Here is a 17,418-nt window from a genome sequence, read left to right on the forward strand (position 1 = left end):
TTTATGAAAAATCTAATTACTTCCTGAACGGCAGGTTAAGGTTCGGCCAGCCGAGGAACGCCCCTATCTGCTGTTTCAGAACCTGCGCGTCGTCCATTTCCTGTTTCAGCCGTTTTACAATCCACACGCAGTCCGCTTCAAGAGTGTTTCTCGCATAGTTGTTGTGTATTTTTTCAACAAGGTAGGCTGTTTTTTTTGTGCCTATCACGTTGCTGAAATCGTTTGTAAAACATTTGTAGCCTTTGGGCGTGGACATTCTGACGCTTTGGCTGATCGTGAACGGGAAGCGGAAGGTTATGCTGTCATTATCGTACAAGAGCTGTCCCAGAATTTCGGGAATGCCTCCCGGAAGCTTAAGCAGCATGTTTTTGCCCTGAACTATTCCGGGGGCGCAGCGCACTTTAAAATCAAGCCTGTAGCCGGACGGGCGCGGTTTAACGTCTGCTGCCGTGAGAACCATGCCCGGAATTGCGAAATTTATGCAACGGTTCAGCAGCTGCGCGGCGTTTTCTTTTGTGGGAACTGCACCGCCGGAGAAAATTCCCGCCCATGCACCGTCAATGTTGGCAGTCAGAGTACCTTCCGCAACTCCGCCGTCCGTAAGCCTTAGCGACCATGAAAGCGAAAGCTTGTGGTCGGAAGGGCTTCCCGCTTTGACTTCCTTTGTGTCAACTCCGTCGGACGCGTCTTTTTTGGCTTTCTTTTTCTTTGTCTGTTTTGCGTTGTCCGTGTCTGCCGCTGCCGGTTTTTTATCCGAACGGCGGTATATGTCGGTGCCTGCAAGGAACGGAGAAACGTCGCCGTAATCTACGCCCTGACCCGCCTGATAGTAGAGCGTCTTTTTGCCGGAGGCGCTGACAATAACAGGACTGCTCCAAAAATCTTCCGCGACGGGATTGTAGGCGGCGATTGTTGTGGGCGACTGCCACCAGATTTTTCTTCCCCCGTCATTTTTCATCCATCCGTTCAGCAAAAGCGTGCGTTCCGCAGGCGTCCAGGGACCTTCTTTCGGCAGACGTTCTGTCGGACGCAGAAAATTTTTCGGCAGTTTTGCTTCGTTTCTTTCCGGAGCTTCAAGCCAGCGCATAAGCCTGCCTGCGTCGGAAGGCGCCGCCGCCGGTTTTTCAACGCGCGCGTATTCTTCCGCTTTTTTCTGCATGTTTTCAAGCACGGGAAGCAGCGTTGACGATGAACTGAAGCTGATGTACGGACGCTGGAAAATTCTTATGCCTTCGCCGTGCCATGCAGGCTGGTTTGTAAGAGACCAGAAATATATTTTTTCATTTTTGCCGTTGATGATATCGGGGTCTTTCATTTTGTTGGCATACCATTTCAGCGGGTCATCCTTGGGCATCTGAACTGCAATGCGCTGCTCCCATACCGGCAGGTTTCCGGCAAGCATAACCGTCGCGTCTATGCCTTTCTGGTTAACCCGTTTTTCGTTTTCAACAATGACAACTGCTCTTCCGCGCGCGTCATCCGTAATTTCCGCTTCAACGACCTGCATGCCCCCAGGAAGTGTTTCTGTCTTGAAATTGAGCTTTTTATCCAAACTGCCTGTCATAGGATTGTATATTCCGGCATGTTCGAGGCTGAGGCTGCCGTCCGCAGGGACAACAGCCCTGTACACGCGCCAGCTTGCCGGTATTCTTTCACCGAAATTGACAATCAGGTAACGGAAGGTGTTTGTCGTTCCGTCGGCGTTCAGTTTCATTTCCTGATTTTTAAGCCATACCACCGCCGGAGGATTGCCTAACGTGTCAAAAGACGGCACCTCTTTGTTAAGCCGGAGTACCTCCTGCGACGGATTCCAGGCAAAGCCCGCCGCTGCAAAAATTCCTGTCAGAACCAGAGCAAGAACAAAAGTTTTTAAAGTTTTCAAAATTTTTCGCATAGCCGTACCTTCCTATCTGCCGCAGCAATTTTTGTATTTTTTCCCGCTTCCGCACGGACACGGGTCGTTTCTGCCTATTTTGTTCGCGTTGACTATCGTTCCTGTTTTTGACGCAGTTGCCTGAACGCCGGGATTTTCGCGTCTTGCCGCTGCCTTCAAATCAAGTTTGTCGTGGCTTTCCGTCCACCTTCTGCGTCTGTTTGCTTCTTCTTCATTGACAACGGAAACCTTCAGCGCAAATTCCGTCACGCTTTCGCGCACCTGGGCAAGCATCTGTCTGAACAGATTGTAGGACTCAAACTGGTATTCAAGCAGCGGATCCTTCTGCCCTATCGCACGCAGACCTATGCCGCGGCGCAGCTCGTCCATGGCAAGCAGATGTTCCTTCCAGTTCGCGTCAAGCGTTGTGAGAAGAATATAGCGGAAAACGCCGGCAGACTGTTCCTCTCCCAGTTCCTCTTTCTTATCTTCAAAACGCCTGCTGACGGCTTCCACTATTCTGCCGGACGCCTCGCGGAGCGCCTCGTAATTTCCGTCAAGCTCTTCAAGACCCGCGGCAATTCCCGGCCAGAACAGTCTGTTTAGCTCTATCGCAACCGCCTTGACATCCATGCGCTGCTCATCTTCTTCCGCAAAAAGCCTGTCAAGTACGGCTTGGGCGGTGTCTTCCAGAATGCCCTGCACTCTGCCGGCAATGTTTTTGTCTGTCAGAATTTCGCCGCGCTCCTTGTAGACGGCTTCGCGCTGCTGATTCATAACGTTGTCGTAGGAAAGCAGCTGTTTGCGTATTTCAAAGTGCATCTGTTCCACTTTTTTCTGGGCATTTTCAATAGCCCTCGAAAGCAGCGGATGCTCTATTCTCTCGCCCTCTTCAAGACCCAGCGTCTGCAGCATTCCGTCAATCTTTTCACCGCCAAAAAGACGAACAAGGTCGTCCTGAAGCGATATATAGAAACGGCTCTCGCCTGGGTCACCCTGACGCCCCGAGCGTCCGCGCAACTGATTGTCTATGCGGCGTGACTCGTGGCGTTCAGTACCTATGATATGAAGTCCGCCGGCTGCAAGCACCTTTTCGTGCTCTTCCGCGCAGATTTTCTTAAAGTCGGCAAGAATTTCCGCATATTCGGCGGCATTTTCGGGCAAAGTCAGCCCGCGTTTCGCAAATTCCTCTTTCGCAAGAAATTCCGCATTGCCGCCCAAAACGATGTCTGTTCCGCGCCCCGCCATATTCGTCGCAACCGTGACTGCCCCGAAACGCCCAGCCTGCGCAACAATAAGCGCTTCTTTGTCATGCACCTTGGCGTTCAGCACGTTGTGCGGTATTTTTCTTGCGCGGAGCAGCTTGCTGACCTGCTCTGAATGTTCTATTGACGTGGTGCCCAGAAGAACAGGCTGACCCTTGGCATGGGCTTCGCACGCTTCGTCAGCCGCAGCGTTGTATTTTTCAAGCTCCGTGCGGTAAATCGCGTCGTTGTTGTCCGTGCGTATCATCGGCTTGTGCGTCGGAATAACCGCGACGGGCAGATTGTAAATTTCCTTAAATTCCTCTTCTTCCGTAAGCGCGGTACCGGTCATGCCTCCGAGCTTTCTGTACATGCGGAAATAATTTTGCAGCGTAATGGTGGCAAGCGTCTGGCTCTCCCTGCCCACCTGTACGCGTTCCTTGGCTTCAATAGCCTGGTGCAGGCCGTCTGAATAGCGGCGTCCTTCCATAAGACGCCCTGTGAACTCGTCAACTATGATAATCTCGCCGTCTTTGACAACGTAATGAATATCGCGCTTGAAGAGATGATGCGCTTTCAGTGCCTGAGTGATTTTGTGAGCCATCGCCGAATTCGCGTAATCGGTAAAAAGCTGCGGCATGTCAAGCAGCTGTTCAGCCCTTGCAATACCGGCTTCCGTAAGCGCAAGATTGCGTTCCTTCTCGTCAATTTCAAAATCGGTGTTCACGGACAACTGCTTCGCAACCGCGTCGGCAACGCGGTAAGGCTCCGTATCGTCCTCGGAAGGACCTGAAATGATAAGAGGCGTGCGCGCTTCGTCAATGAGGATAGAGTCAACCTCGTCAACGATGCAGAACTCATGCCCGCGCTGAACCTGCTGCGAAACGGCGACAGCCATATTGTCGCGCAGATAGTCAAAGCCGAACTCGCTGTTTGTTCCGTAGGTTATGTCACAGCGGTAAGCCGCGAAACGCTCCTCTTCCTCCATCTGCGGGGTAATGACGCCTACCGTAAGCCCCATGCCTTTGTAAATCGGGCTCATCCACTCAGCGTCGCGTCCTGCAAGATAATCGTTGACTGTGATAACGTGAACGCCCTTGCCGGTCATGGCGTTGAGAACGACCGCAAGAGTTGCGACAAGCGTCTTTCCTTCGCCCGTCTTCATTTCCGCTATTCTGCCTTCGTTCAGCGCCATAGCACCCATCAACTGCTCGGAGAAATGTCTCAGACCGAGAGTACGGACAGAAACCTCTCGCACACGCGCAAAAACCTCAGGCAGAATGTCTTCCAGCGTTTCTCCCTGCTCAAGCCTGCCGCGGAAAAACGCCGCAGACTGTGCAAGTTCTTCGTCAGAAAGCTTCTGAATTTCAGGCTCGTAGGAATCAATAATCTCGACAGTCTTCTCGTATCTTGCAATCAGCCTGTCGTTCGGATCAAGCCCTATTTTTTTGATAAACGATTTAACAAGACCCATATATATTCTCCTTTAATTTCCGCAGTCCGCGCCGGGCTGCAGGAATATGTCTTCTACACCAAAAGCAGCCGCCGGCTTCAGCCGTCGACCGTACTATTATATATGTTTGCGGCACGGAGGTCAAAAAATATCTCATGTGCCCCGTCAGTAGATTAAAAAACGGAATGCTCCGGTGTTAAAAATTTAAAGTCATTCCGCAGACGAGCTTGCCATGAGCAGCTTAAGCCTGTTCAGCCTGTTTGCGTCGCTGACGCTTGCGTCAAAGTCGAGCGCCAGTATGTTCGCGTTTTCGTAGAGCCGTTTCAACTCTTTGATTACCCCTTTGCCCGTTATGTGGTCGGGCAGACAGGCAAACGGCTGTATGCAGAGTATGTTTTTTATGCCGTTTTCAAGCATTGCAGCCATTTCTGCCGTGAGCAGCCAGCCTTCTCCCGCCTGGTTGCTGAAGGAGACGATGCCGCTTGATTTTTCCGCAAGCTCGTGAATGTCGTGTATTTCGCCGAAGCGCGTTCCTTTGAGCGCTTTTTTTACCGGCGCGCGGAAGCGGTTGAGAAGCTTTATGCCGAACCAACCGCGTATTGCAGGCAGCCAGCTTCCGCCAAGCCTCATTCCTTTGTACACGGGATCCATAAGGCAGTAGAAAGCAAAGTTTATGAGGTCGGGCACGTATGCTTCACCGCCTTCTTTTTCTATCGCCGCGACAAGGTTGTCATTCGCTCCGGCGTGGTATTTGACAAGTATTTCGCCGACAATGCCGATGCGCGGTTTTTTGCCCTCCGTTACGGGCAGGGCGGAAAATTCTTCTATCATTTTCCTGATTTCTTTTTTGAACAGCCGCCAGCCGCCTTTGCGGACGTCTTCGCTTACGCGCCGTTTCCAGCGCGCGTACAGCCTTTCCGCGTCTCCTTTGTATATTTCATAGGGACGGGTGCGCAGTAGAAGTCTCATCATAAGGTCGCCGTAGAGTACGGAGAGCAGTATGCGCCAGATTATTTTTCGGGATAATTTCAAGCCCTGCACGCCGCTGCCTTCCTGCGCGTTGAGCGCTACGACACGCACCTGCGGGTAGCCTGCCGCGTCAAGCGCATGGCGCAGAAGCTTTACGTAGTTGCTTGCACGGCAGATTCCGCCTGTCTGCGCGTAGAGGCAGTCTGTCGTTTCAGGGTCGTATTCGCCGCTTTGCATTGCGGTTATGAATTGCCCCACAACTATCGCCGCCGGATAGCACATATCGTTGTTTATGTAGCGCAGTCCTGTTTCTGCCGCTTCCCTGCCTCCCTGCGGAAGCACCTTAAGCCTTATGCCGCCGGCGGCAAATGCCGCCTCAAGAAACTGGAACTGATGTTCGGACATCGGCGGGCAGAGCAGCGTTCTCTGTTTTCCGTGTTTTTCGTGTTCTGTCCGGCACTCTGCCGACGGGCTGCCTTCTGTTTTTGCCGCAGACGGGCGCCTGCCGGCGTTTATCGCCGCAAGCAGCGAGCGTACGCGTATTCTGACTGCGCCGTTGTTGTTTCCTTCGTCAACCTTGAGCAGAGTGTAGAGCCTGCCGTGTTTTTCAAGCAGTTCCTGCGTCTGCCCTGAGCTTATGGCATCCAGTCCGCAGCCAAAGGAATCTATCTGCACAAGCTCCGCTTTTTTGAAGCGTTTGTCCTGCACAACCGCCATTGCCGCCCGGTAAAGCCGCGAGTGGAATACCCACTGGTCTATTACTCCTTCGCCCGATTCGCCGAGCTCCCCAAGTTCTGTTACGGAGTCTTCGGTAAAGACGGTTACGCCGTATTCGTTTATAAGCCGCGGTATGCCGTGGTTGATTTCGGGGTCGAGATGGTACGGGTGCCCTGCAAGAATTATTCCGGCTGTGCCGTGTTCCGCCATGTAATCTGCCGCTTCCCTGCCGAAACGCGCGACATCTTCCCTGAATTTTCTCTGTTCAAGCATGGCAAGGTCTGCCGCCTGCGTTATCCGTCTGCGCGTGATTTCAAATTCTTCAAGACATTCGCACATTGTTTCAATCAGCTGTTCGCGGCTTTCTATGTTCACTGCAGGGCGCATGAAACTGACGCTTTCTTCGCGCAGTCCGTCTATATTGAGGTACGCAACGTCAGGACAGCCGATTACAACGGGACAGTTGAAATTTTTGTCCGCGTCTTTGAATTCTTTTTTTTCCGTCATGAGTATCGGATAGAAGATGCGTTTTACGCCGCGCGCGAGCAGTTCAGATATGTGGCAGTGCACAAGCTTCGCCGGATAGCAAACAGTCTGCGACGGTATCGTGTCTATCCCCAAATTTTTGTCCGGCCGTTCGGGAGAGAGCTCCACGCGGAAGCCAAGCTCCGTAAAGAAGGTGAACCAGAAAGGATAATCTTCATACATGTTAAGCACGCGGGGTATTCCTATTCTGCCGTGCTCCGCTTTTTCTTCGTCAAGCGGCTTGTAATAATCAAAAAGTCTGGCGTATTTCTGTTCGTACACGTTCGGCGGCAGCTGTTTTTTCTTCGTTTCGCCCGCGCCTGCCGAACAGCGGTTTCCGCTGACAAAACGCCTTCCGTCGCTGAATTCCGTGCGCGTCAGCAGACAGTTGTTTCCGCAGCCTCCGCATCTGAAGGTGTGCGCCTCTGCGGAAAATTTTTCCAAAGCCTCTCTGCCGATAAGACTGCTTTTGTTTTCTCCGCAGCGGTCTTTCGCAAGCAGCGCGGCGCCGTACGCGCCCATAAGCTCGGGGATGTCAGGACGCACGGCTTCGCGCCCCGAAAGCAGTTCAAAGGCGCGGAGCAGTGCGTTGTTTTTGAAGGTTCCGCCCTGCACGACGATTTTTTTGCCAAGTTCGTCGCTGCTTCGGATTTTCAGCACCTTGTACAGCGCGTTTTTGACTATTGAATAGACAAGCCCTGCCGATATGTCGCACACATCCGCACCGTCTTTCTGCGCCTGACGGACGCGCGAATTCATAAATACCGTACAGCGGGAGCCCAAATCAACGGGGGCTTTTGATTTCAGCGCTTCTTCTGCAAATTCCTCCGCATTCATTTTCAGCGATTCGGCAAAGGTCTGCAGAAACGAGCCGCAGCCTGAGGAACAGGCTTCGTTGAGAAATACTTTGTCTATCGCTCCGTCTTTTATGGTGAGGCATTTCATGTCCTGCCCGCCTATGTCAATAAGAAAATCAACGTCCGGCAGAAATTCGCACGCCGCGCGGCTGTGGGCAACCGTTTCAACTTCGCCTGTGTCGGCTCCGAAGGCTGCGCGTATCAGATTTTCGCCGTAGCCTGTAACCGCGCTGTATGCAATCTGCGCCGTTTCAGGCAGCTCCCCGTAAAGCTCTGAAAGAATTGCACGGACGGAGGCAACAGGTTTTCCGGCGCCAAAAACGTAGCGGGAAAAGAGAAGTTCACCGTTTTCGCCGGCAAGCACGGCTTTTACGGTCGTGGAACCCGCGTCTATTCCGAGGTAACAGCGTCCGGAATAGCGTGAAAGCTCAGCGCGGTTTACGCGTCCGCTCGAATGTCTTTCAATAAATTTTTCGTACTCTGCACCGTTTTCAAAAAGCGGAGGCAGAGAGGCAGTTTTACTTCCACTTCGCGACAGGAAATATTTTTCGGCGCGCGACAGAATTTCAGCGGCGGGCAGGGGCTGTTCCTTTTTTGAAACAAGGGCAGCCCCCGCCGCTACGAAGAGATGCGGATTGTCAGGCACTATGCACTGATCTTCGGACAGTTTCAGCGTCTCGGCAAAACGCTTTCTGAGTTCGGGAAGAAAATACAGGGGGCCTCCCAGAAACGCCGTCCTTCCGCAAATTCTCCGGCCGCACGCCAGACCGCTTATCGTCTGGTTTACTATCGCCTGAAAAACAGATGCCGCCGTGTCGGAGCGCGAAGCGCCGTCGTTCATAAGCGCCTGCACGTCCGTTTTCGCAAAAACCCCACAGCGCGAGGCTATCGGATAAATTGTGGTGCTGTCTGCGGCAAGTCTGTTCAGTTCCTCAAGCTCAACGCCGAGCAGCGCAGCCATCTGGTCAAGAAAAGCTCCGGTGCCGCCTGCGCAGGTTTCGTTCATGCGCTGGTCTGCTCCGGAAGTGTCAAAAAAAGTAAGTTTGGCGTCTTCTCCGCCAAGTTCAATGCTTGCGTCAACGTTTTTGAGAAAGGTTTTTATGCTGCATGAGCATGCAATCTGTTCCTGCACAAAGGCAGCTCCCATTCCTTCGCTCAGGTCAAGGGCGCCTGAGCCCGTCGTGCAGAGGGTGAACGTGCAGTCGGGAAATTCCCGTGCAAGCTCTGCCGTGAGTTGTTTTACAGTTGTTTTTACGTCTGAAAAATGTCTGGCGTAACGGCTGAAAAGCAGATTGTTGTCATCGTCAAGAACAACGGCTTTAACCGTTGTGGAGCCTACGTCCAGACCTGCGTGAAGTACGCGCATGGATACTCCTCCTTTTCACGTTTAAATTGCAGGGCACAATACACCCTGCAGCGGAAAAGAGGGGGTTTAAAGTCTGAGTATTACGCTGCCGGTTTTTTCGGAAAGAGAATTTGGAATGTCAGACGCGGGCGACTCTGCCGCGCGTCCGCAGGAAAGCTCCGGCGCTGTGCGGAAAGCAGACGCGGCGGAACTGTTTTTGAGCAGTGCGAGAAGTTTGTGCGCCGAACTGGCGCGTTTAATAATGCCGGAAGCCGAAGCGGTGCTGCAGACCGCAGACAAAACTCCGTTTTCTCCGGAGGAAAGCACTCCGGGGACAGACGCCGAAACAAGACAGAAAGACGACAGACAGTGAAGCAGTACAAAAACGGCAAGCACACAGAAAGCAAGACAGCTCCTGTTTCCAAAAACCGCTCTGTTTTTCACCGCGCGCCACCTCCAGTCAACTCGTTTCAGGTCATAAGGATAACATACAAACACGCAGTCTGTACAGGTAAAATTACTAATACCGTTAAAGACTCCGTTATTTGAAAGGCATTCCCTTTCAAAGCTGTCACTTACAGAACCTTTCACTTTCAGGAGCTTCCACTTGAGAAGATTGAAAGTAATGTAAAACAAGAGTAAAGCCTTTTCAAGTGCTGCCAAGCAAAAGTAAATGTGTTAAGCGGACTTTTTCCTATTCTATTATTCCTCCGCCGAGGACGCGTTCCCCGTCGTAAAGAACAACCGACTGCCCGGGGGCAATGCCGCGCTGCGGAGCGTCAAAGGTAATTTTCAGGGAAGCTTCTCCCGTCTGCTCAACCGTTACAAACTGTTCAGGCTGGCGGTAACGGAATTTCGCGCAGCAGCGCAGCGGCTCGGATATTGTATCGTATGCAATTAAATTGCATTCCTTTGCCGTCAGTTCTTTCCTTTCAAGCTGCTTTCCGGTGCCGAGCAGCACTGTGTTTGTCTTTGCGTTTTTCCCGCACACGTACAGCGTTTCCGCTTCCGGAGGAAGGCTGATGCCGAGATGTTTTCTCTGCCCTGTCGTGTAGTTTATCATTCCCTTGTGGGTGCCGAGAATTTTACCATTTGCGTCAACAAAATTGCCGGGGAGATTTTTCTCTCCCGTTTTTTTTTCTATAAACTCCGCATATTTTCCGTCAGGAACAAAGCAGATGTCCTGGCTTTCGCTTTTCCGCGCGTTAAGCAGTCCGCTTGCCTCCGCAAGCGCACGGACTTCCGTCTTTGTCAGCTTTCCGAGAGGAAAGAGCGTGTGCGCAAGCTGCTTCTGAGTCATGCCGTAAAGCACGTAGCTCTGGTCTTTGCTTTTGTCCGTGCCTTTGGAAAGCGTGTATCTTCCGTTCTCAAAGCCTGTGACCGCGTAGTGCCCCGTGGCGATAAAATCAAAACCGCGGTCAAGCGCACGGTCAAGGAACAAGCCGAATTTCAATTTCCGGTTGCACACAATGCAAGGGTTCGGCGTCGCGCCGTTTTTATATACGCTGATGAAATTTTGGATTACTTCCCGCCTGAATTCAGCACGGCAGTCAAAGACGTGAAACGGGATGCCGAGCCTTTTTGCAACGGTTTCGGCATCTGAAATATCGGACGCTGCGCTTTCGGAAAGGCTGTCGTCCAAAAGCCTCATTACAGCGCCTTCAACCTCGAAGCCCTGCCGTTTGAGCAGCAGGGCGGCGGCGGAGCTGTCAACTCCGCCGGACATTGCAACAAGGACTTTTCCGTCTTTTTCCGTCATGCCGGTTTCAGCCGTCTAAAGCTTTGCGATTTCTTCGTTAAGTTCAGTTTCGCACGCTCTCATGGCTTCAAGTGTTTTTGAAAGCAGTTCATCAAGCTCCCAGCCGAGCATTTCGGCGCCCTGGCGTATTACGTCGCGCGAACAGCCTGCCGCAAACGATTTGTCTTTGAATTTCTTTTTGAGACTTTTCAGCTCCATGTCCTGCACCGATTTTGACGGGCGCATAAGGGCGGCGGCGCCTATCAGGCCTGTAAGCTCGTCCGTTGCAAAGAGAATTTTTTCCATAAGCAGTTCAGGCTTCACATCGCTGCAAAGTCCGTATCCGTGGCTGCACACCGCATGTATCACGCCGTCGTCCGCGCCTGCTTCGCGCAGCATTTCAGGCGCTTTCTGACAGTGCTGCTCCGGATAGAGCTCGAAATCGACGTCGTGGAGCATACCGATTATTTCCCAGTATTCCGCGTCTTCGCCCACTTCCAGGGCAAACTGTTTCATTACCTTGCCGACCGTCAGCGCGTGCTGAAGATGGAATTTGTCCTTATTGTACTTTCTTACCGTTTCCCATGCCTGTTCCTTCGTAATTGAACCGTTCACAGCAAAAGCCTCCGTATGTTGAATTTTGTCGCTTGAACAATTATAAGCGTTTTTTTCGAAGTTTTGTTATATAATTGTCCCACAGGGATGTGATGACTATGGAGAAAAAACAGATTTCCAGCCTCGAACTGCTCAAACTCACAACCGACAAGGGCGAGACAAGCTACGGCGCAGACCAGAAATGGTTCTTCGGGCCTGTTAAGCAGCGTTCAGGCTGCGGACCCGCAACCGCCGCAAACATTTTCTATTATATCGACAGGAAAAAGGAGCCGGAAAAACCTCCCATGGCTTTCCGTTTCTTCAGAATTTTCCTTGAAAGAATGTGGGGCATCGTCACTCCGACACGACACGGCATCCCCGAAGCAAGAATGCTTGCGACGCGCATAAAGAATTACGCCAGCCTGAGACATTACCACGTTGACGTAAAATCAATGGAAATTTCTGAAAATCCGTCCGACAGACCGCATATTTCAGAGGCTTTCAGAATGCTTTTTGAAGCAATGGACAATGACGTTCCCGCCGCATTCCTGAATCTTGAAAACACGTCCTGCCCCGACCTTGACACGTGGCACTGGGTGACGGTTATCGGAATTGACTGCGACAACGCTGGCTTTGCGCGCGTTACTTTCCTCGACAACGGCAACGTGAAATATTTTGACCTCGCTCACTGGTGGACACAGGGCAAGGGCGCAGGCGGAATTGTCACCGTTATTCCGAAAAACGACCGGAGATTTTGGTAGAAAGTATAAAAACATTAAAAAATCAGCCTCACGGCTGATTTTTGTTTTGGCCTGTTAAAGCTACAGCTTCGCAATCGCTTCCGTGAGCAGCGTTTCCCTCTGCGAAGTGTCAATGTCCATTCCTTCAACCGTATATTCCTCAAACTCATCTATGCCGAACATTTTGCACAATGCCCGCGCGTATTCGGCACCGAGATGTCTGCCGTTTGTAAAGCCGCCGCAGGTTGAAAAATATCTGGCGGTTTTTGCCGCACAGCAGCCTACGCTTTCCGCCCCTTCATAGCGGAAAGTTATGCCGCAGACGGACACGTTTTCAAAATAGATTCTAAGCAGCGCGGGGAAGGACAAATCCCAGTAGGGCGCCGCTATTACGATTTCATCCGCCTCTTTGAACTGCCGGGCATAACGGAACATGGCATCGTCCGTTTTCCCCGCGTCCAGCAGCGCGTCACGTTTTTCAAGGCGTGCGGCGCTGTGCGGAGTCAGGTTCTCTTCCGCAAGCCGCAGAATTTCAATTTCGTCAGACTCTTTTTTGTATTTTTCAAGCCACGCTTCTGCATAGCGTCTTGTGGCGGAAAGCTCTCCGCGCACGCAGCTGTCTATAAAAAGTATTTTCATTCGGTACCGCCTCTTTCGTAAATTTTTCTTGCAAGGTAGAGAAACGGCGTATCGGCAAGACTTGTTGCGCAGAAGAACGCGAAGGAGGAAACAATTATCTGAACAAGCGTTCTCCCGCCGTAGACACCGTAAAAAGCTCCGAGTGTGAACAGCACGGAGTTAAGCAGCTGCGCTGCCATAGTTGAAAAATTGTTGCGAAGCCACAGGAAACGTCTGCGTGTTCCGCACAGCTTTGTCGTAAAATTCCACCAGAGATGGTAGCACCAGACGTCGAAAAACTGCACAACGGCATAAACTGCAAGACTTGCCGCGATAACTCTCGGCGTCCGCGAGAACACGGCGCGGAATTCCTCCGCTCCGCAGCCGGGCAGCGTTTCATAAAATCTCCACGAGAAGGAAACCGCAAAGAAAATCGCAGCCGACAGCACGCCGAGCAGAACCGCTTTCTGTGCCTCCTGCTTACCGTACAGCTCGCTCAGAATGTCCGTAACGAGAAAGGTGGAAGCAAACAGCACGTTGCCGAGCGTCATGTCAATTCCGAAAGCGCGGACAAGCAGCAGAACCTCAATGTTGGCAAGAACTGTCGCCGCCGACATCCACATGTAAAGTCCCTGTTTGCCGAGAAATCTGAAGCAGAGCAGAACAAGCGCAAACAATACCGGTATTGTTGAAACAAGCAAAATTTCGTTCGTCATTTTGCAGCCCCGTCAAAGGTCAGTCTCATTTTGTACCAGACTGCGCCGCCGTGCACGGATTCCGAAATGCCTTCGCTGACAAAACCGAATTTTTCGTAATAGTGCAGCAGCCTGTCCTTGCAGGTAAGCACAAGACCTTTCCTGCCCTGCGCCTTCGCGTCTTCGACCGCGCGGCGCAGCAGCATTGCCGCACAGCCTTTTCTGCGGTATGCGGGAATAGTATTAACGCCGAAAAGCATCTGCCACGCGCCTTTTTCATCGTGCAGCGAAGCATCTTCGTACAGGTCATCGGTCAGCTCGCTTCTGTCAGTCACCATGCCGTCAACAAAAGAAACAAGCTTTTCGCCGTCAAAAAGCAGCCAGAAATGATTAGGATAATATTTAAGCCTCTGCTTAAAACTTTCGAGCGTTGCGGCTTCCTCAGGCGGAAAACATTCCGCTTCAACCGCCGAAACGGCGTCAAGATCCGAAATTTCTGCATATCTTATTTCCATTTTCACACCCCGAATAAAAAACGGCCGCATCGTAATCAACAAACGCCCGCGCAGACGAATTTACACCGGTATTTGTGCAAATGCGCCGGGCAGTTTATTCAGCACGTTCTTTCAATTACATTTATGATAGGTTCTATGCCGTCAACAACACTCTTACATTTCAGACAATTTCCCACCTGCCGTTGCGTTTGCCGTTAATTCTTTTGATTAACCTCTTTTCCTGCAGCACAACCGTAATGCGTTTTACTGTAATTAATGATACTTTGGTGAGTTCCGCTATTTCTTTCTGCGTCGCCTCAGGATTGGCTGTTACCGCATTATATACAGCAAGTTCTTTTGGTGTCAATTTCAAAGTACCATTTTTCAAAGTATCATTTTGGACATTTTGAACTTTTGGGACATCTATATGCAGATTTCTGTTTCTAAGCTGGTGTTGTGTACCGATAAGCAGATTTTCAAAAAATCTCTCGAGGTAATCAGTCTTTGCGTATATTCCTTTACTGAAGTTGTTATAGTTTGCCCGTACAAGCGCATTCCTAAAGTACAATGAATTTTTTTCAAAAGCATCGTTGCTGATGGCAAAACCAAATGTATTGAGATATTTGATAATAAACACTGCCGTCGCTCTTGTATTGCCTTCAATGAATGGGTGTATCTGCCAAATGTCCGCCGTAAATTTTGCTATATGTTTAATCATATCTTGAACTGTCAAATTTTCGTACGAATATTTTTTTTCCTGTTCAAAATCGTACTCGACCGTGTTTTTTATACTTTCAAACGAGGCATACAGTACAGTGTCTCCGTTGAGAATCCATTCTTTTTTCGTAATGTTGCAGTCTCTGTATTTCCCTGCATTACCAAGTATGCCGTCAAAAAGACGGTTGTGTATTATTTTCCACTCTACAGGTGAAAATTGGAATGTTTTCTCGCTAAGCAGTTCGGTTATTCTTGTCGATACAACATCTGCTTCCCTGTTGTCTGATTCGAAAACTCTGTGTTTTGAGATTTCTTCATAGTAACTTTTGATGCGCTGCTTTACCGCCGCCATATCTATTTTTCCCTCAATATGCTCTTTGGCTGTTCTGATGAGGTATTCTGACGGCTCAAGTCCGTCTACAGCCTGAAGCCCTATTGCGGTTTGCCATGCTGCGCATTTTTCTGTTTTTTCCGGTTCGCCTTGTTTAATGTAGCCTTCAAGTTCGACCTGCCAGTTTTTGTTTGCCATAGCTAATGTCCTCTGATTTTTCATGTCTGTATTATCTCATATCAGCATCGATTTGTCTTGCTATGCCGAAAAAACAGAAGGCATTTTTGCCTTTTTTGCCTTCTGCTACCTTCTGTTTGTCATACAGATTATGTTTATTGTTCAAAGTTTTTTGTTTTCCTAACGCGGCTTTCATTCGGAACCGGCGTTTCTTTCAGCTTTTCCGCCATCAGCCTGTACAATTTCTGCGGCAGAACAACTTCGCCGCTTTTTATTGCGGAAACAAGACGCAGCCTTTCGCGTTCAAGCCGCCTGAACAGCCGTTCGTCCCACAGGCGCGTTTCCATGCAGCTGCCTATTGCCCTGCGAAACTCAAGCCACAGCGCGTCATTTTCATAAACAAGCTCCAGATTGTCAAGAAACAGCGTTTCAGCGCTTTTTGCCAAGCTTAAAGGGCTCCGAACTTCTCAAGAATTTTAAGTCCAGCCGCGCATGCGGGGCAGTCACAGTACTGTCCGCCGGCTGCTTTAAGCTCTGCCATGTGTTTCTGATAAATCTTCTGCTGTTCTTCGCCGAAAATTTCAGCCGCCTGCGGCGAATTGAAGAAAGCAATTACTTCGTCCACCGGCAGTACGTCTTCTTTCAGCTCGGCAATCAGCTTTGCCGTCGTTTCGGCTTCGCATTCCGTACCTTCATCGGCAAGCCACTGCTGTGCAAGCGCTTTCAACTCCGCGCAGCAGCTCGGCGCATTGACAAGTTCAGTTACGAGTTCCTTCATTTTCGTTCCCTCCGTCAAATTTTTTTGCCTCAATTAAAGCATCAGCCTAATATCCTGTTTTTCTGTTGACAACGTGGTCAGCGGGCTCGCCCTTAAGCCAGTGAGCAATGTTGTTTGAAGCAATTTCGGCAACGTTGTCAAAGGTCTTTTCAAGGAAGAACCAGCCTGCAATGTGCGGGGTGATTACAACGTTGTCCATTGTCCAAAGCTCGTCGTCCGCAGGCAGAGGCTCAGGTTCTGTAACGTCAAGCCCCGCGCCTGCTATCCTGCCGCTTTTCAGAGCGTTCTTCAATGCTGCCGGGTCTATTGCGTTTCCGCGTCCGGCATTGATGATATAGGCTCCGTTTTTGCAGAGACCAAACAGCTTTTCGTCAAAAAGATGCTCCGTCTGCCTGCCGCCCGGAAGCACCATGGCTATTATGTCTGCGCGGCCGACAACCGAGAGAAGGCTCTCAATCGTGTACTGCTCGTCCAGATACTCCGGCTTTGCCTTCTCTGTTCTGCGAATGCCGATAACGTGCGCGCCCATGGCTTTAACCGCCCTTGCGTAACGCCCCCCGATGTCGCCGAGCCCGAGCACCAGAACAGTGGAATCCTCTATTGAAATTACTCTGCCAAGCGATTCCCACTTCTTTGCCGCCTGATTTTTCATATAGCCGTCGAGATGGCGGATAAGAGAAAAAGTCACGGCAAGCATCCACTCTGAAACGGAAGTTCCGTAGGCGCCTGCACAGTTGCAAAGCAGCACGCTTTCGTCAACAACTCCCGGCGCCGAATGGGCATCGGCTCCCGCCGAGGTGAGCTGCAGCAGTTCAAGCTTCTTGGCGGCGGCAAGCTTCTTGGGTGACACCGTGCCTATAATCGCGTTTGCCTCCGCAATCTCTTCCACAGTCACGCCGCCCTGCGTATTCATCATAAATTCACAATCAAAACCGGCGCACTTTTCCTTAACGCGCTCCGCAAAAAGCCGAAGCCTTTCCCCGTCAAGCGGCGGGGCAACAAGAATCTTCTTCATACCGTCATTCACGTCCTTCATTTAAAGCGTGATGCTGAATCATACTCTGTCAACTGTACAGCAACATTATAGCACCGCCTGTTTCCCAAATATCAAATTTTTTTGTTTTTGGGAAATAGAGTTATTTCCCAAATTTGAAATTTTTTCATTTTTGGGAAACAGAACACCGGCGCAAAAAAATTTTCGCACCCTATACTGCTCTTTTTATCTTTTTTACCCCGAATAAGACTTCCCTGTTAAGGGGCGCTTAACCTGAGGGGTACCCCACGGGTTATTCATTATACACAGCAGACAAAACAAGCAAAATTCATAAATTAAGCATTTGCAGACATCCGCGCGTTTCAGCCATTCAGACAATACCGCCTGTTACACCTTAAAAACACAAAACTTTTCAAAAACTTTCCAGAAATTTTTTATTTCTTTTTCATTTCTGCCCCTGTTACAAATTTCTTATTCTGTGAACATTACAGTGCAGAGAGTGACGGGGAACAGAATTGTTGTTTTTAATCCTGTTCCGGCTCGGTGGTTTTGAAACGTT

Annotated in this window: 14 protein-coding genes; 1 reads left to right on the forward strand and 13 read right to left on the reverse strand. The window is 50.5% G+C overall.

Features of this window, described 5'->3' with window-relative positions; translation table 11 throughout:
* Positions 1-16: 16 nt before the first annotated feature.
* The 6 genes from KBS54_07145 to KBS54_07170 all read right to left on the reverse strand — a co-directional run bounded on the left by KBS54_07145 (position 17) and on the right by KBS54_07170 (position 11,336).
* Entirely contained in the window at positions 17-1,882 is a 1,866-nt protein-coding gene (locus KBS54_07145) for a hypothetical protein (protein ID MBQ0055897.1), read from the reverse strand.
* Positions 1,883-1,906: 24 nt separating this feature from the next.
* A complete protein-coding gene (secA, locus tag KBS54_07150) occupies positions 1,907-4,591 on the reverse strand; it encodes a preprotein translocase subunit SecA (protein ID MBQ0055898.1) in 2,685 nt (894 codons plus the stop codon).
* Between the two features lie 189 nt (positions 4,592-4,780).
* Positions 4,781-9,004, reverse strand: a complete 4,224-nt coding sequence (locus KBS54_07155) for a 2-hydroxyacyl-CoA dehydratase (protein MBQ0055899.1) — start codon at positions 9,002-9,004, stop codon at positions 4,781-4,783.
* 66 nt (positions 9,005-9,070) lie between these two features.
* Complete coding sequence (locus KBS54_07160) at positions 9,071-9,427, reverse strand: hypothetical protein (protein MBQ0055900.1); 357 nt, start codon at positions 9,425-9,427, stop codon at positions 9,071-9,073.
* 250 nt (positions 9,428-9,677) lie between these two features.
* Entirely contained in the window at positions 9,678-10,742 is a 1,065-nt protein-coding gene (mnmA, locus tag KBS54_07165; GenBank protein ID MBQ0055901.1) for a tRNA 2-thiouridine(34) synthase MnmA, read from the reverse strand.
* Between the two features lie 15 nt (positions 10,743-10,757).
* Positions 10,758-11,336: an HDIG domain-containing protein gene (locus KBS54_07170; protein ID MBQ0055902.1), complete on the reverse strand. Its 579-nt coding sequence runs from the start codon at positions 11,334-11,336 to the stop codon at positions 10,758-10,760.
* A gap of 98 nt (positions 11,337-11,434) precedes the next feature.
* Here KBS54_07170 and KBS54_07175 point away from each other — a divergent pair, with 98 nt between their 5' ends.
* Positions 11,435-12,076, forward strand: a complete 642-nt coding sequence (locus KBS54_07175) for a hypothetical protein (GenBank protein ID MBQ0055903.1) — start codon at positions 11,435-11,437, stop codon at positions 12,074-12,076.
* Between the two features lie 60 nt (positions 12,077-12,136).
* Here the strand turns inward: KBS54_07175 and KBS54_07180 are convergent, their stop codons facing one another.
* The 7 genes from KBS54_07180 to KBS54_07210 form a co-directional block, all read right to left on the reverse strand.
* Positions 12,137-12,694, reverse strand: coding sequence for an NAD(P)H-dependent oxidoreductase (locus tag KBS54_07180; GenBank protein MBQ0055904.1), 558 nt, complete (start codon positions 12,692-12,694; stop codon positions 12,137-12,139).
* Positions 12,691-13,389 (reverse strand): queuosine precursor transporter, encoded by a 699-nt coding sequence (locus KBS54_07185; GenBank protein MBQ0055905.1) that lies wholly within the window; start codon positions 13,387-13,389, stop codon positions 12,691-12,693. Before KBS54_07185 ends, KBS54_07180 begins: the two co-directional genes overlap by 4 nt.
* Positions 13,386-13,883, reverse strand: coding sequence for a GNAT family N-acetyltransferase (locus tag KBS54_07190; GenBank protein ID MBQ0055906.1), 498 nt, complete (start codon positions 13,881-13,883; stop codon positions 13,386-13,388). Before KBS54_07190 ends, KBS54_07185 begins: the two co-directional genes overlap by 4 nt.
* 160 nt (positions 13,884-14,043) lie before the next feature.
* Positions 14,044-15,108: a Fic family protein gene (locus tag KBS54_07195; GenBank protein MBQ0055907.1), complete on the reverse strand. Its 1,065-nt coding sequence runs from the start codon at positions 15,106-15,108 to the stop codon at positions 14,044-14,046.
* Positions 15,109-15,242: 134 nt separating this feature from the next.
* Positions 15,243-15,533, reverse strand: coding sequence for a hypothetical protein (locus KBS54_07200; protein ID MBQ0055908.1), 291 nt, complete (start codon positions 15,531-15,533; stop codon positions 15,243-15,245).
* Between the two features lie 2 nt (positions 15,534-15,535).
* Positions 15,536-15,865 carry a heat-shock protein Hsp90 gene (locus tag KBS54_07205; protein MBQ0055909.1) on the reverse strand — a complete coding sequence of 110 codons (330 nt, stop codon included), beginning with the start codon at positions 15,863-15,865 and terminating at the stop codon, positions 15,536-15,538.
* A 46-nt stretch (positions 15,866-15,911) separates the two neighbouring features.
* Positions 15,912-16,901, reverse strand: a complete 990-nt coding sequence (locus tag KBS54_07210) for a D-2-hydroxyacid dehydrogenase (protein MBQ0055910.1) — start codon at positions 16,899-16,901, stop codon at positions 15,912-15,914.
* Between the last annotated feature and the right edge of the window lie 517 nt (positions 16,902-17,418).

The organism is Candidatus Equadaptatus faecalis, from assembly GCA_018065065.1.
Taxonomy (GTDB): domain Bacteria; phylum Synergistota; class Synergistia; order Synergistales; family Synergistaceae; genus Equadaptatus; species Equadaptatus faecalis.

What these genes read in the sequence shown, in the direction of transcription:
- mnmA (MBQ0055901.1), bottom strand. Translation starts at nt 10,742, where the DNA reads ATGACGGAAAAAGACGGAAAAGTCCTTGTTGCAATGTCCGGCGGAGTT.
- KBS54_07205 (MBQ0055909.1), bottom strand. Translation starts at nt 15,865, where the DNA reads ATGAAGGAACTCGTAACTGAACTTGTCAATGCGCCGAGCTGCTGCGCG.
- KBS54_07155 (MBQ0055899.1), bottom strand. Translation starts at nt 9,004, where the DNA reads ATGCGCGTACTTCACGCAGGTCTGGACGTAGGCTCCACAACGGTTAAA.
- KBS54_07185 (MBQ0055905.1), bottom strand. Translation starts at nt 13,389, where the DNA reads ATGACGAACGAAATTTTGCTTGTTTCAACAATACCGGTATTGTTTGCG.
- KBS54_07180 (MBQ0055904.1), bottom strand. Translation starts at nt 12,694, where the DNA reads ATGAAAATACTTTTTATAGACAGCTGCGTGCGCGGAGAGCTTTCCGCC.
- KBS54_07210 (MBQ0055910.1), bottom strand. Translation starts at nt 16,901, where the DNA reads ATGAAGGACGTGAATGACGGTATGAAGAAGATTCTTGTTGCCCCGCCG.
- KBS54_07195 (MBQ0055907.1), bottom strand. Translation starts at nt 15,108, where the DNA reads ATGGCAAACAAAAACTGGCAGGTCGAACTTGAAGGCTACATTAAACAA.
- KBS54_07175 (MBQ0055903.1), top strand. Translation starts at nt 11,435, where the DNA reads ATGGAGAAAAAACAGATTTCCAGCCTCGAACTGCTCAAACTCACAACC.
- secA (MBQ0055898.1), bottom strand. Translation starts at nt 4,591, where the DNA reads ATGGGTCTTGTTAAATCGTTTATCAAAAAAATAGGGCTTGATCCGAAC.
- KBS54_07190 (MBQ0055906.1), bottom strand. Translation starts at nt 13,883, where the DNA reads ATGGAAATAAGATATGCAGAAATTTCGGATCTTGACGCCGTTTCGGCG.